Below are 12,497 nucleotides of genomic sequence, written 5' to 3'. Positions count from 1 at the left end.
GTTGATGATGATGAAGCAATACCTGCAAGTGACCAAGCCGGGCATCATCTTCGGCAACCTCATCTCGGTTATCGGGGGATTCCTGCTGGCCTCGAAGGGGAGCCTGGATGTGCCCCTGTTCATCCTGACCATGGTGGGGGTGTCACTGGTGGTGGCCTCCGGTTGCGTGTTCAACAACTACATCGACCGGGACATCGACTGCATCATGGAGCGCACCAAGAACCGCGCCCTGGTGCGGGGGCTCATCGCCCCCGGTGTCTCCCTCTGGTATGCGACGGCGCTGGGCGTTGCGGGCATTGCACTGCTCTACTTTGCGGCCAATCCGTTGGCCGCCTTGCTGGCGGTGCTGGGCTTCCTGGTTTATGTGGGGGTCTACAGCCTCTACATGAAGCGCCACTCGGTCTATGGCACCCTGGTCGGCAGCCTCTCCGGCGCCGCGCCGCCGGTCATCGGCTACTGCGCGGTGAGCGGGCAGTTCGACTCGGGGGCCCTGATCCTGCTGGCGATCTTCAGCCTGTGGCAGATGCCGCACTCCTATGCGATCGCCATCTTCCGCTTCAAGGACTACCAGGCTGCCAACATCCCGGTGCTGCCGGTGGTGAAGGGGATCCCGGTGGCCAAGCTCCACATCACCCTCTACATCCTGGCGTTCATGGTGCCGACCCTGATGCTGTTCCTCGGCGGCTACGCCGGGTACAAGTATCTGGTGGTGGCCACCGCGGTGAGCGTCTGGTGGCTGGGGATGGCGCTGTCGGGCTACAAGGCGGCGGTGGACGACTCCCTCTGGGCGCGCAAGCTGTTCATGTTCTCCATCGTCACCATTACTTGCCTGAGCGTGATGATGTCGGTGGACTTCCAGCCGGACGCAGCGCCTGTATTGGTGAGCATGCTGCCCTGATAGTGTGAACTGCACCCCTGAAATGCATGAAATCCAGAGCCGGGAATCTTCCCGGCTCTGCTATTATGGGCGCCGCCCTGCGAGGGGCATCGCCGATTTTTCGGGGCGGCCGGGCGCCTGTCACCCCTTTCTTTCTCTCTTCTTTTTGACTCATCGAGGCCCTCATGAATGATTTCACCATGACGAGGGGCGAGCGACGCGCGACCTGGGCGCTCGGCTCCGTCTTCTCGCTGCGCATGCTCGGCATGTTTATGGTGCTGCCGGTGCTGACCACCTACGGCATGTCCCTGGCGGGCGCCTCCGAGGCGCTCATCGGGCTTGCCATCGGCATCTACGGCATGACCCAGGCCCTGTTCCAGATCCCCTTCGGCCTGCTCTCCGACAAGGTGGGGCGCAAGCCCCTCATCGTTGGCGGCCTGCTGATGTTTGCCCTTGGCAGCGTCATCGCCGCCCTGAGCGACGCCATCTGGGGGGTCATCGTCGGGCGCGCCCTGCAAGGGAGCGGCGCCATCTCCGCCGCCGTCATGGCGCTTCTGTCGGATCTCACCCGGGAGCAGAATCGCACCAAGGCGATGGCCTTCATCGGGGTGAGCTTTGGCATCACCTTCGCCATCGCCATGGTGACCGGCCCCCTCATCACCCATGCCCTGGGCTTGTCCGGCCTCTTCTGGCTCATCGCCCTGCTGGCCCTGGCCGCCATCGCCATGGTGCTCTGGGTGGTGCCGACCCCGGCGGCCCACCTGCAAAATCGCGAGTCCGCCATGGTGCGAGGCAGCTTTCGTACCGTGCTCACCAACCCTCGCCTGCTCAAACTCAACCTCGGCATCCTCTGCGTCCACACCCTGCTGATGTCGAGCTTCGTGGCCCTGCCGCCCCTGCTGGAACGTGCGGGCCTGCCCCGTGACAGCCAGTGGCAGGCCTATCTGGTCACCATGCTGATCGCCTTCGTGAGCGTGGTGCCCTTCATCATCTATGCCGAGAAGCACCGTCAGATGAAGCGGGTCTTCATCGGGTGCGTGGTGGTGATGCTGGCCGCCGAGCTGGTGCTCTGGCAGAGCGGCCAGCAGTTGTGGGGTCTGCTCGCCGGGTTGCAGCTCTTCTTCATCGGCTTCAACGTGATGGAGGCGCTGCTGCCGTCTCTTATCAGCAAGGAGTCCCCGCCGGGCTACAAGGGCACCGCCATGGGGGTCTACTCCACCAGTCAGTTCCTCGGGGTCGCCATCGGCGGCAGTCTCGGCGGCCTGCTCTACAGCCTGGGGGGCGGCCCCCTGGTGTTTGGCGGTTGCGCCGCCCTGGCCCTCGCCTGGCTCGGGGTGAGCCTCACCATGGCCGAGCCCCCTTATGTGAGCAGCCTGCGCATCGTGTTGCCGGAAGGGGTCGAGGCCACCCCGGCCCTGGAACAGCGGATCCGCGCTTGCGAGGGGGTAAGCGACGTGCTGCTGGTGCGCGAGGAGCACTCCCTCTACGTGAAGGTGGACAGCAAGCGCCTGACCCGCAGCGATCTGGAGCGGCTGGTCTCTTTGTGATGGCTGGCTGCGCGGGGCGGCGCAGAGCGCGGGCTGATGGGCGGCTGCTATGCTGAGATCCTCACTCACTGGAGGAACCTCTGATGTCATACGTGGACGGATTCGTGCTCGCCGTGCCGACGGCCAACAAGCAGGCCCTGATCGATCATGCGGGGCAGTTTGACCCCATCTTCCTCGAATACGGCGCCACCCGGGTGCTGGAGTGCTGGGGGGACGATGTGCCTCACGGCAAGCAGACCGACTTTTATCGGGCGGTGGTGGCCAGGGAGGATGAAACCGTGGTCTTCTCCTGGGTGGAGTGGCCGAGCAAGGCGGTGCGGGACGACGCCATGGGCAAGATGATGCAGGACCCCAGGATGGACCCCGCCAATCCCCTGCACCAGACCATGCCGTTTGATGGCGCCCGCATGATCTTCGGAGGCTTCACCACCGTGCTGGAGCTCAAGGGCTGAGACCGGCCATCGGGTCACCCAGGTGGCCGGAGCGCAAGGGCCAATAGCAACATCCTGGCCCGTCAGATGATGAAAAAGCCCGCCAGCCGGCGGGCTTTTTGCTGGGCGTTATCTCATGGTCGCTCTCCATGGGGGACGTTCAGCCCGGGCGCCAGAAGGGCTTGTCCCCGAGAATGGTGGCCCTGTGCATCACCCGGCGGGCCGGCAGGTAGTCGGCATTGGCATAGTGCTGGGTCACCCTGTTGTCCCAGATGGCGATGTCGTTCTCCTGCCAGCGCCAGCGCACCTGAAACTCGGGGCGGGTGATGTGCTCGAACAGAAAGCCGAGCAGGGCCTCGCTCTCTTTGGGGGGCAGCCCGGGCAGCCGGGTGGTGAACCCCTCGTTGACGAACAGGGCCTGACGGCCGCTCACCGGATGGGTGCGGATCACCGGGTGGCGCAGGGGCGGGTGACGGGCCACGGCCGCCTGCCAGCGCTGGCGCGCCTCCTCGCTGTCATCATGGCGATGGGCCGGGAAGGACTTGGTGAAGTCGTGCTCGGCTTCCAGCCCTGCCAGCAGGGTTTGCAGGGGCGGGGAGAGGGCCGCCAGTGCCGCGATGCCGCTGGCCCAGAGGGTGTCCCCCCCGGTGGGCGGCAACTGCTTGGCGGCCAGAATGGCCAGTGCCGGGGGCGTCTCGATAAAGGTCACGTCGGTGTGCCAGTTGTCGTTGTCCGGCGGATTGTCATCGTGGGTATCGAGCACGATGATCTCCTCGGCCTCCTCCGTGTGGGGGTAGACGGGGTGGATGTGCAGATCCCCGAAGCGGTTCGCCAGCGCCCGCTGGGCTCGCGGGGTGATGGGCTGGTTGCGAAAGAACAGCACCTGGTATTTGAGCAGGGCGCGATGGAGCTGCTCGAACTGCTCCTGGCTCAGGGGCTCGGCCAGATTGACGTCGGCGATGACGGCGCCGATGTGGGGGCCGAGGGGGGTAATGGTCAACTTGTCGGTCATGGTCTTGCTCCATGTCTGGGGGCGTGAAGGCCCGATACCAATAGGAAAGGGGGGCGAAGGAAAGAGGTCAGCCTGTGGCTCATTGTCCTTCTCCATGCCAGGGGGTGAGCCTGCGCTGCAGGGCGCGCAGTCCCAGTTCCAGTACGAAGGCGATCAGGGCGATCACCAGGATGCCCGCCAGCACCACGTCGGTGGCGAGAAACTCGCCGGCGGATTGCACCATGAAGCCCACCCCCCGGGTGGCGGCGATAAGCTCGGCCGCCACCAGGGTGGACCAGCCCACCCCGAGCCCGATGCGCAGCCCGGTCAGGATGTCCGGCAGGGCCCCTGGCAGGATCACGTGCCAGAGCACCTGGGACCGGGATGCGCCCAGCGCCTGGGCTGCCCGCACTCGCACCGCATTGGCGCTCTGCACCCCCGCCAGGGTCGCCAGGGCCACGGGCGCGAAGATGGCCAGATAGATGAGCAGCACCTTCGATGTTTCACCGATGCCAAACCAGATCACCATGAGTGGCAGGTAGGCGAGCGGCGGCACCGGGCGGTAGAGCTCGATGAGGGGATCCAGCACGCCGCGCACTGTGGGGGAGAGCCCCATGGCGATGCCCACCGTGATGCCAAAGCACGCCGCGGCAGCGAGCGCCACCAGGATGCGCCCCAGGCTGGCCCCCAGGTGTTGCCACAGGGTGGCATCCATAAAGCCCGTTGGGCCTGCGATGGTGATGAGCTGTGCCAGCACCCGCTGTGGGGGCGGCAGGAACAGGGGATCGACCCAGCCGAAGTGGGCCACCAGCCACCACAGGGCCAGCAGCACGAGCAGGGTGGCGAGGCTCAGGGTCAGATGGCGGGACAGGGGCCAGCCCGCTGCCCGTGCGTGGGTGACATCCCGTTGCCGGGTGAGGGCGAGGGTCATGCGAAGGCCTCCCGCTCTGCGAACACCCGTTCCAGCACGTATTCACGGCGCTCGATGAAGGCCGGATCGGACTTGATACTGCGGCAGGGCTCCCCGGCGGCGAAGCGGCGACCGAAATCCAGGGTCAGCCGCTCCGTCACCCGCCCGGGGGAGGGGGAGAGCAGCACCAGATCGGTGGCCATGAAGATGGCCTCCTCGATGTCGTGGGTGATGAGCAGCACCTGACGCCGGTGCTCGTGCCACAGGCGCAGCAGCAGAGTCTGCATCTGCTCCCGGGTGAAGGCGTCCAGGGCGCCGAAGGGCTCGTCCAGCAGGAGCAGGCGGGGTTGGGTGGCCAGGGCCCGGGCGATGCCGACCCGCTGGCGCTGGCCGCCGGAGAGCTGCCAGATGGCGCGATCGCCGGCCCCCTCCAGCCCCACCTGACGCAGCAGTGCCTGGGCCTGTTCGGTGCGCTCGGCACTGGGTACGCCCGCCAGCTGCAGGCCGAGGGCCACGTTGTCTCGCACGTTGCGCCAGGGCAGCAGCCCCTCGCTCTGGAACACCACGCCGCGCTCGGCGCCGGGGCCGGTGACCGGCTTGCCCTCAAGGCTTATCTGGCCGTGGTGGCAAGGCTCGAAGCCCGCCACCAGGTTGAGGAGGGTCGTCTTGCCCGAGCCCGAGGGCCCCAGCACCACCATCAGCTCCCCCTCGGACAGGGAGAGGTTGATGTTGTCGAGCACCCGCCTGCCGGCGTACTCGGCGGACACATGAGAGAGCTGCAACATGGTCGTCTCCTTGGATTTACTGGGCCACGGCTTTCACGAAGCGATCGGTCACGAACTGGCGGTAGTCCGAGGCGGCGTTCGCGACCTTGCCCTGGCTCTCGAGGAAGCGGGCGGTGTCGATGATGGTCTGGTTGACGAGGCGCCCGAGCTCGGCGCTCTGGGCCTTCGCATCGAGGTAGGTGTTGCCCTTCACCAGCGCGGGAACGTCCGCCTCGGGAACGCCGCTCAGCTTGGCCAGCTTGGCGAGGTTGTCCGGCTTGGTGAGCCAGCCGTCGGGGTTGGCCAGGTAGTCGCGCTGGGCGGCCAGGGTGCTGTTCACGAAGGCCTGCACCACTTCGGGGTGGGCCTTGGCAAAGTCCTTGCGCACTACCCAGACGTCCAGGGTCGGCGCCCCCCAGTCACCCACCTGGGCGGAGTCGGTCAGCACCTTGCCCTCCTTGGTGAGCTGGTTGAGGGCGGGGGCCCAGACATAGGCGCCGTCGATGTCGCCCCGCTGCCAGGCGGCGATGATGGCCGGTGGTTGCAGGTTGACGATCTGCAGCGTCGCGGGGTCGACGTTCCAGTGCTTGAGGGCCGCCAGCAGGCTGTAGTGGGTGGTGGAGGTATAGGGCACGGCGATGCGCTTGCCCGCGAGATCCTCGGGTTTTGCGAGCCCCTGTTTCACCACCAGGGCCTCGGACTCCCCGAGCTTGGAGGCGAGCAGGAACACCTCGATGGGCAGGTTCTGGCTCGCCGCCACCGCCAGGGGGCTGGAGCCGATGTTGCCTATCTGCACGTCGCCGGAGGCGAGCGCCCGTACCACGCTGGCGCCGCTGTCAAACTTGCGCCAATCCACGGTGGCGCCGCTCTCCCTGGCGAAGCTGTTGTCGGCCTGGGCTACCTTGGCAGGTTCGGCGGAGGTCTGGTAGGCCACGGTGACGTCGAGGGCCTGGGCGGACTGGCCGAGCAGCATGGAGGCTGCGAGCCACATAGAGATGCCTTTTGCTGTCATGATGCACTTCCTTGTTGGGGGTGTTGGAAGCCACATCTTTATCTGAACATCCCCGGGGGCGAAGGAACGAGAAGGGTGCTCTCATGCCGTTTGGTTCTTAGAAAAAGAACGGTAAATCAATGATCTGATTAAGATATGCCAGAAAGTGGATAGCTTGCTCACCCGCCGTCTATCGGGTGGCTGGCGCAAGGGGCCAGTAGGTGCGTGCAGGGGCCAGCCACCAGGGGGCGCAGTGACTGGCAGGGGGAAGAGAGGAAAAGGCCCCGCCAGGGTGGCGGGGCCGGGGGATCAGCGCTCCACCAGCGGGGCCGAGCGGTAGCTCCACAGGCCATAGGTGCGCAGGGCGTCCCGGTAGATGCCAAGCAGCTCCTCCGGGCTCGCCTTGGCCAGGGCCGAGAGGGGCTTGTCCGGGTAGGCGACGCTGTCGATGCGGATGTTCGCCGGGCCGCTCTGCCAGCAGGCGATTTCCAGCAGGGTCTGGCCCCGGCGCACATGGCTCGCCGAGCTCACCAGGGTGGCGAACTCAATCTCGTGGCGGGCGAGGGCATAGCCGCTGTAGAGGGCGTTCTCCACCGTGCTGGTGGCGTAGTTCTCCTCGATGATGCGGGAGCGGTCGATGCCCTTTTTCGCCAGCCAGTCCGCCATCAGCTTGCCCTCGGTCTGGCGGTTCTGGGGCACGCCGCCGGTGAGGATGACGAGGGCCGCCGGATCGGCCTGGGCCAGGGCGCGGGTTGTCTCGAGGCGTCCCAGCAGGATCTCGTGCATGGAGCCGTCGGGATTGAGGGCATAGCCCAGGGTGACGATGGCGCGGCGCCCCTTCTTCTCGCCCCGTCCCTGACGCTCCTTGAGGGGGGTGGCGACCACCCTGTCCACGGTATCAAACAGCCGCTGCAGATCGGCGGCGCGGCCGGCGTTGAGCTCGCCGACCCGCTTGAGGTAGCCATCGGATTTGGCCTGGTTGCCCTTGAAGCGCTGCCAGGTGGCCAGATAGGTGTTGATGTCCAGATCGTCCGGGGCGGCGGTGAGGGCCTGCTCGAACAGGGCGATGGCCCTGTCCACGTTGCCGTTGTAGATCTGGGCGTTGGCCGCCGAGATGAGCAGATCGGTGCGATAGGGCTCGAGCTGGTGGGCCTCCAGCAGCAGGGTGGTCACCTGCTCCATGTTGCTCGGCATCTTGGCGGTAAAGCCCGCATCGGAGACCCGGGCGGGGGAGTGGAAGATGCGGGCGGCGTCTGCCAGCAGCTGATCCACCACCTGGCGCTTGCTGATGAACTGCTCGTAATTCTGCTCCTTTTGCAGGGAGCGCACCGGGGCGGCCCAGGCATCGGATGAGATAACGAGCGGCAGCGTCAGCAGGTTGGTGAGGGTCAGGGCAATCGCGGTTTTCTTCATCATGGGGCTCCCTGTGGGGTGCGGGGCACGATGCCGTGGCTCGTCCCCTGAATGCTTTTCCAATAAAAACAGATGCTTGGTTTGCTGCCTACTCTACTCCCTTCCCGATGAAAAAAACGTGAACCGTTCCGGTTATCCCGATGCCCCCCTCAGCGCAGCCCCAGACGCGCCTGCAGGAAGGCCAGCCAGGCCTCCACCTTGGCGGGCAGGTGGCGGCGCTTGGGATAGACGCACCAGATGCCGTGCTCGGGCAGGGCATGGTCTGGCAGGACGGGCACCAGCCGCCCGATGGCGAGATCCCGCGCCACGATGAAGTCCGGCATGTTGCCGATGCCAAGCCCCGCCAGCAGCGCGGTGTGGATGGCATCGCTGTTGTTGACCTCGAAATTGCCCCTGGGGGTGATGGCCACCTCTCCTTCGGGCCCGTGCAGCCGCCACTGGGTGCCGCCGCGAAACAGGGAGTAGAAGAGGCAGTTGTGGCGCTCGAGATCCGCCGGGGTGCGGGGCGTGCCGGCCTGCGCCAGGTAGGCGGGGGCGGCGCACAGGGTGCTGAGACAGGGGGCGAGGCGGCGAGCGACCAGGCTCGAATCCTCCAGCTCGCCGATGCGCACCGCCACGTCGAACCCCTCGGCCACCAGATCCTGCCGGGCGTCGCTCATCTCGAGCTGCAACTGCACCTCGGGGTGGAGGGCGAGAAACTCGGGGACAAGGGGGGCGATGTGGCGCCGGCCATAGACCATGGGCACCGTCACCCGCAGCAGGCCGCGCGGCGCCGATTGCAGGGCGCCGATGGCATCTTCCCCGTCGCTGGCCAGGCGCACTGCATGGCGCACCGTCTCGAAGTAGCGCTCCCCCGCCTCGGTCAGGGTGAGGGAGCGGGTGGTGCGATAGAGGAGCTGGCAGCCGAGGGCCTGCTCGAGCTGGCTCACCTTCTTGCTTAGCACCGACTTGCTGAGACCGAGCTGACGGGCGGCGCCGGAGAAGGTGCCCGACTCCACCACGGCGACGAAGGCCGGGAGCAGGGCGAAGGCTTCCTGGTTCATGTTGTTCTCGATATGGAAACAATGTTGTTCCAGGAGGGTAGATTATCCCCAAATCAAAAACAATTTACCCTGCTCGTCAGTTCAACCAAGGAGCAACCCCATGATCCCCCCGCTTGTTGACCGCGGCCCCGGCCGCCCCGCCCTCGGACAGACACTTGGCCAGACCCTGGGCGCCCTGGCCGCCTTCGCTGCCGGCCTGCTGCTGGCGCTGATGATCGCCCAGAACGGCGCCCTGTCCCGCGCCACCGACCCCTGGCTCGCGAGCTGGCTGGCCCACGGGGTCGGCACCCTGGTGGCCGGGCTCCTGTGGTGGCTCTCCCCAGGGCCCCCGACGCCGGAGGCGGCCCCGCCCTGGGCCTGGCTCGGCGGTCTGCCGGGGGCGCTCACCGTGGTGCTGGCGGCCCTGTGCCTCAACTCGCCCCTCGGCATGGCGGGCACCCTGGCCCTGCTGCTGCTCGGCCAACTGCTGTTTGGTGCCCTGTGCGATGGCCTCGGCTGGCTCGGACTGGCTCGCCGCCGCCCCTCGGGAAAAGACGCGCTCGCCGCCCTGCTGGTGCTGGCCGGCGCCCTGCTTATCGTGCTGCATTAGGAGAGACACCATGACCCTCTTGATCCTGCTGGGACTGCTGAACGGCGTGGCGGTGAGCCTGTCGCGCACCCTCAATGGCCGCCTCGCCAGCGCCCGGGGCGCCATGACGGCGTCCCTTGCCAACCACCTGCTCGGCTTCGGGCTGCTCGGCGCCCTGCTCATCCTCAAGGGGGCGCCCTGGGAGCGGCTCGCCGGGCTCGATCCCTGGCTGCTGCTCGGCGGCGTGCTGGGGGCGCTGTTCGTCGCCATCAGCAGTTGGGCCATCGGCCGGATCGGCGCCCTGGCCTGCGCCCTGCTCATCGTCACGGGCCAGCTGGCGGGGGGCGCCTTGCTCGATGCCCTGGCCGGGCGGCTGGCCGCGAGCGATCTGCTCGGCATTCTGCTGGTGCTGGCGGGGGCTGCGCTGCAACGCTGGCAGGCCGGCAAGCCGCGCTCCCGAGGGTGAGTGATGCTGTGATGGCCTGGGTAAACCGGCAGGGATGACAAGAGTGTCGCCCTGCCTGGATGCCAAAGGCGGCCTGCCAGCCGGATCAGGGCCCAGATGAAAAGGAAAAGTCGAAAGAAAGGGAAGGAAAGGAAGACAAAGGAAGGCAACAGAGAGCAAAGAAAGAGAGGCGCCTGTAACCCTGGGCCGCCCTCAACAGCAGAACACCGGCACAAGGCCGGTGTTCTGAACAGCATGGCGGCGGGCCCGGCGGGGCGCGCGGTCAGGGCCGCTTAGGCGTAGAAAGCCTCGACGGTGCCCTTGACGGTGATCAGCATGGGGTTGCCGTAGCGATCCTTGGCCTTGGGGGAGGGGATCTTCACCCAACCTTCGCTGATGCAGTACTCCTCGACATTGGTGCGCTCCTTGCCGTTTACGCGAATGCCGATCTCGTGCTCGAAGCACTCTGCCACATGGTGCGGGCTGCGCGGGTTGGCCGCCAGACGGTCGGGCAGTGCAGGTTTGTTGTCGCTCATGGTCATTACCTGTTGTGGATGCAAAGTGCGCCATTGTAGACAATGGCCCCGCCGGGCTCAAGGCAGCGTCGGCGCAGCCTTGAGAATCTGTGATGAGGTCGGTCAGGAGGCGCGCCAGGCCTTGATCCTGCCATAGGTGGTGCCAGCCAGAGTGACAAGAAACATGACGACATAGCTTAAGAGCGGCGGGTCGAAATAGAGATCCTCCGGCAGGCTGCAAAGATAGAGGAAGGCAACCGCCAGAAGCGGTGTCAACAGAAGCTGGATAAGTGTTCTTATCATGGGGCGATTCACTTATTGGATGCGAAATATGGAGGAGCAGGCGCTTGTCGCGAGCCTTTCGCTGCGTTAATCAGCCATGCCAGTTGGTGTGACTCAACGATGGGTCATCTTCTTCGGGCACTCTATTTTGTCACGAGGTGCTATTTTGCGATTCCGGCCTGACGGGGAGTTGCCTTGTCACTCCGGTAGTTGAGATAACCATGCGACAAACCATTCAGCAGGCATGGAGGCAGACTCTTTACTCAACGCAACGTGGATATCCCAGTTCGTTTCTACCTCCGCGAGTATGGGCATCACGGCATCAATCTCTGCGGGGGCATCTATATCAGCGTATTTGTTCCAGAAAGCCTCACACCAGTGAGCAATGGACTCATGATGGTGAGGTGCACTTTCTGGATGGGCGCCCCATGTCAAAACCTGTTTTACATTGTCTGGCGTAAATGCCAGCTGTATTTCATCGGGCATATTGCTTTACCTGCAACATCTGGTGTGGTGACGATGGTTGATATGTCCAGTGACACTACCCTGTGTAGGGCATGTATTTACACCAAGACATTCGTCGCTCTTTTTGGGGCGCAAGTCGTTTACGCAATGCAGAAAAATAAGGGTCAACACAGTACGCTAGTTCGCGCAGTGGTCCTGCCGCTGCGCCTGTAGAGACTGGTTGTGCATACAGACGAAAACGGGATGGCTCTCTTTTCTCACATAGCCCCAGACCCGGATACCACGCTCCAGCATGGTAAATTTGACACCGGCCTGGCTCGCAATATGAATCGCTTCATCCGTGAAATCTTCAATATCCGGTGCCAGCAATGCCCCTCTGGAGTGAGCCTGGTATGCCAGGACGTCAAGGAACTCCATGGCCCAGAAGTTGCCCCAATATTGGGCCAGTTCTGGTGTATAGCTCTCACCATCTTCTGGAAATGTGGAACCATCCAGATCCGTTCGCCGGTATTGGAAGAACCTGTTGCTCTGATGCAGCAACGCAAAAAGACGATTCCATTTGGAATTGTTCGAAACAGACGTCATGCCTGCCTTGATAACATACTCTTTGACGGGCTCTCTATGTCGAATGTCCATCATTATCCTCCAGATCGAATGACACCTTGCCAGGGAAATCTACGCCGCCTGTCGTGACACGACCCACTAAAACCAGATATGGGTTTGATAAACGACAGGTGTTGTAGATCACCTGTCAAGCGCCATTTTTATAACGCGGTCAAGCAGTTCTTCATCCTCATAGAGCTCGCGGTACGCGGTGAACGAGAGGTTGCCTTCATTGTACTGTTTTTCAAAGAATACTTTTAAGCGCCACTCGTCGGGATCTGGCTTGTTGAAATCAAAGTCTATTCCACCGACAGAAGCAGTTCGGTATATATCGACACCAACACCATGAGTACGATAGACCCAATGAGTCCCTGGTATGGTCATGCTTCCCCTATGCCTTGGCTCCAATATTTCCTCTGCGGAGGCCAGATGAAAAACACGTACAAGCAGCTCTTCAGCCCACTTCCTTTGTGCATACCATAGCGGAATAAGGTTTTTGATTTTTTCCAGATTGTCCATTTTGCCTTCTCAGATTCTATGTTATGGCGTGTTATATCCAGCGGCGGCAACCTATCTCGCGGTCAACATGCATAACAGAAAATTGTTCTGCGGCAGATTCTGTGTTGGGGATTTGGCTGCAATATTGCCCGAC

16 protein-coding genes are annotated in these 12,497 nt (G+C 64.1%); 5 read left to right on the top strand and 11 right to left on the bottom strand.

What is annotated here, in order from left to right:
- The first annotated feature begins 4 nt into the window (after positions 1 to 4).
- The 3 genes from cyoE (at position 5) to I6L32_RS21085 (ending at position 2,876) form a co-directional block, all read left to right on the top strand.
- Positions 5 to 898: a heme o synthase gene (gene cyoE / locus I6L32_RS21095; protein ID WP_010673685.1), complete on the top strand. Its 894-nt coding sequence runs from the start codon at positions 5 to 7 to the stop codon at positions 896 to 898.
- 164 nt (positions 899 to 1,062) lie between these two features.
- Positions 1,063 to 2,424 carry an MFS transporter gene (locus tag I6L32_RS21090; protein ID WP_041213223.1) on the top strand — a complete coding sequence of 454 codons (1,362 nt, stop codon included), beginning with the start codon at positions 1,063 to 1,065 and terminating at the stop codon, positions 2,422 to 2,424.
- An 83-nt stretch (positions 2,425 to 2,507) separates the two neighbouring features.
- Complete coding sequence (locus tag I6L32_RS21085) at positions 2,508 to 2,876, top strand: DUF1428 domain-containing protein (protein ID WP_216944458.1); 369 nt, start codon at positions 2,508 to 2,510, stop codon at positions 2,874 to 2,876.
- Positions 2,877 to 3,015: 139 nt separating this feature from the next.
- Here I6L32_RS21085 and tauD read toward each other — a convergent pair whose 3' ends face one another.
- From tauD to I6L32_RS21055, 6 genes are all read right to left on the bottom strand, one after another.
- Positions 3,016 to 3,867, bottom strand: coding sequence for a taurine dioxygenase (gene tauD / locus I6L32_RS21080; protein ID WP_216944457.1), 852 nt, complete (start codon positions 3,865 to 3,867; stop codon positions 3,016 to 3,018).
- A gap of 79 nt (positions 3,868 to 3,946) precedes the next feature.
- Complete coding sequence (gene tauC, locus I6L32_RS21075; protein ID WP_216944456.1) at positions 3,947 to 4,777, bottom strand: taurine ABC transporter permease TauC; 831 nt, start codon at positions 4,775 to 4,777, stop codon at positions 3,947 to 3,949.
- Complete coding sequence (tauB, locus tag I6L32_RS21070; RefSeq protein ID WP_042014207.1) at positions 4,774 to 5,541, bottom strand: taurine ABC transporter ATP-binding subunit; 768 nt, start codon at positions 5,539 to 5,541, stop codon at positions 4,774 to 4,776. The genes tauC and tauB overlap by 4 nt, the downstream gene beginning before the upstream one ends.
- A gap of 16 nt (positions 5,542 to 5,557) precedes the next feature.
- A complete protein-coding gene (tauA, locus tag I6L32_RS21065; protein ID WP_216944455.1) occupies positions 5,558 to 6,532 on the bottom strand; it encodes a taurine ABC transporter substrate-binding protein in 975 nt (324 codons plus the stop codon).
- Between the two features lie 288 nt (positions 6,533 to 6,820).
- A complete protein-coding gene (locus I6L32_RS21060) occupies positions 6,821 to 7,924 on the bottom strand; it encodes an ElyC/SanA/YdcF family protein (RefSeq protein WP_216945255.1) in 1,104 nt (367 codons plus the stop codon).
- Positions 7,925 to 8,073: 149 nt separating this feature from the next.
- Complete coding sequence (locus I6L32_RS21055) at positions 8,074 to 8,967, bottom strand: LysR family transcriptional regulator (RefSeq protein WP_039039201.1); 894 nt, start codon at positions 8,965 to 8,967, stop codon at positions 8,074 to 8,076.
- 100 nt (positions 8,968 to 9,067) lie between these two features.
- Between I6L32_RS21055 and I6L32_RS21050 the strand changes: the two genes are divergently transcribed.
- Positions 9,068 to 9,556, top strand: coding sequence for a DMT family transporter (locus tag I6L32_RS21050; RefSeq protein ID WP_216944454.1), 489 nt, complete (start codon positions 9,068 to 9,070; stop codon positions 9,554 to 9,556).
- 10 nt (positions 9,557 to 9,566) lie between these two features.
- Complete coding sequence (locus I6L32_RS21045) at positions 9,567 to 10,001, top strand: DMT family transporter (RefSeq protein WP_216944453.1); 435 nt, start codon at positions 9,567 to 9,569, stop codon at positions 9,999 to 10,001.
- Between the two features lie 272 nt (positions 10,002 to 10,273).
- On the opposite strand, the gene I6L32_RS21040 is transcribed toward I6L32_RS21045, so the two are convergent.
- From I6L32_RS21040 to I6L32_RS21020, 5 genes are all read right to left on the bottom strand, one after another.
- Positions 10,274 to 10,516, bottom strand: coding sequence for a DUF3297 family protein (locus tag I6L32_RS21040; protein WP_010673692.1), 243 nt, complete (start codon positions 10,514 to 10,516; stop codon positions 10,274 to 10,276).
- 102 nt (positions 10,517 to 10,618) lie between these two features.
- Complete coding sequence (locus I6L32_RS21035) at positions 10,619 to 10,798, bottom strand: hypothetical protein (protein ID WP_139736969.1); 180 nt, start codon at positions 10,796 to 10,798, stop codon at positions 10,619 to 10,621.
- Between the two features lie 177 nt (positions 10,799 to 10,975).
- The gene (locus I6L32_RS21030) at positions 10,976 to 11,263 is read right to left on the bottom strand and encodes a hypothetical protein (protein WP_216944452.1); all 288 of its coding nucleotides are present in this window, start codon (positions 11,261 to 11,263) and stop codon (positions 10,976 to 10,978) included.
- 156 nt (positions 11,264 to 11,419) lie between these two features.
- On the bottom strand, positions 11,420 to 11,881 hold the full coding sequence (locus I6L32_RS21025) for a DUF6678 family protein (protein ID WP_216944451.1): 462 nt from the start codon (positions 11,879 to 11,881) through the stop codon (positions 11,420 to 11,422).
- 105 nt (positions 11,882 to 11,986) lie between these two features.
- A complete protein-coding gene (locus tag I6L32_RS21020) occupies positions 11,987 to 12,364 on the bottom strand; it encodes a hypothetical protein (protein ID WP_216944450.1) in 378 nt (125 codons plus the stop codon).
- Positions 12,365 to 12,497 lie beyond the last annotated feature (133 nt).

The sequence above is a fragment of the Aeromonas sp. FDAARGOS 1402 genome (assembly GCF_019046925.1).
GTDB lineage: Bacteria > Pseudomonadota > Gammaproteobacteria > Enterobacterales > Aeromonadaceae > Aeromonas > Aeromonas caviae.
Note: the sequence above shows the minus strand (reverse complement) of the source record. Positions and strands in the feature narration are given on the sequence as shown.

Coding starts and splice junctions, on each gene's coding strand:
- I6L32_RS21090 (WP_041213223.1), top strand. CDS start 1,063: ATGAATGATTTCACCATGACGAGGGGCGAGCGACGCGCGACCTGGGCG.
- I6L32_RS21020 (WP_216944450.1), bottom strand. CDS start 12,364: ATGGACAATCTGGAAAAAATCAAAAACCTTATTCCGCTATGGTATGCA.
- I6L32_RS21040 (WP_010673692.1), bottom strand. CDS start 10,516: ATGAGCGACAACAAACCTGCACTGCCCGACCGTCTGGCGGCCAACCCG.
- tauD (WP_216944457.1), bottom strand. CDS start 3,867: ATGACCGACAAGTTGACCATTACCCCCCTCGGCCCCCACATCGGCGCC.
- I6L32_RS21085 (WP_216944458.1), top strand. CDS start 2,508: ATGTCATACGTGGACGGATTCGTGCTCGCCGTGCCGACGGCCAACAAG.
- I6L32_RS21045 (WP_216944453.1), top strand. CDS start 9,567: ATGACCCTCTTGATCCTGCTGGGACTGCTGAACGGCGTGGCGGTGAGC.
- cyoE (WP_010673685.1), top strand. CDS start 5: ATGATGATGAAGCAATACCTGCAAGTGACCAAGCCGGGCATCATCTTC.
- I6L32_RS21025 (WP_216944451.1), bottom strand. CDS start 11,881: ATGATGGACATTCGACATAGAGAGCCCGTCAAAGAGTATGTTATCAAG.
- tauC (WP_216944456.1), bottom strand. CDS start 4,777: ATGACCCTCGCCCTCACCCGGCAACGGGATGTCACCCACGCACGGGCA.
- tauB (WP_042014207.1), bottom strand. CDS start 5,541: ATGTTGCAGCTCTCTCATGTGTCCGCCGAGTACGCCGGCAGGCGGGTG.
- tauA (WP_216944455.1), bottom strand. CDS start 6,532: ATGACAGCAAAAGGCATCTCTATGTGGCTCGCAGCCTCCATGCTGCTC.
- I6L32_RS21050 (WP_216944454.1), top strand. CDS start 9,068: ATGATCCCCCCGCTTGTTGACCGCGGCCCCGGCCGCCCCGCCCTCGGA.
- I6L32_RS21060 (WP_216945255.1), bottom strand. CDS start 7,924: ATGAAGAAAACCGCGATTGCCCTGACCCTCACCAACCTGCTGACGCTG.
- I6L32_RS21055 (WP_039039201.1), bottom strand. CDS start 8,967: ATGAACCAGGAAGCCTTCGCCCTGCTCCCGGCCTTCGTCGCCGTGGTG.
- I6L32_RS21035 (WP_139736969.1), bottom strand. CDS start 10,798: ATGATAAGAACACTTATCCAGCTTCTGTTGACACCGCTTCTGGCGGTT.
- I6L32_RS21030 (WP_216944452.1), bottom strand. CDS start 11,263: ATGCCCGATGAAATACAGCTGGCATTTACGCCAGACAATGTAAAACAG.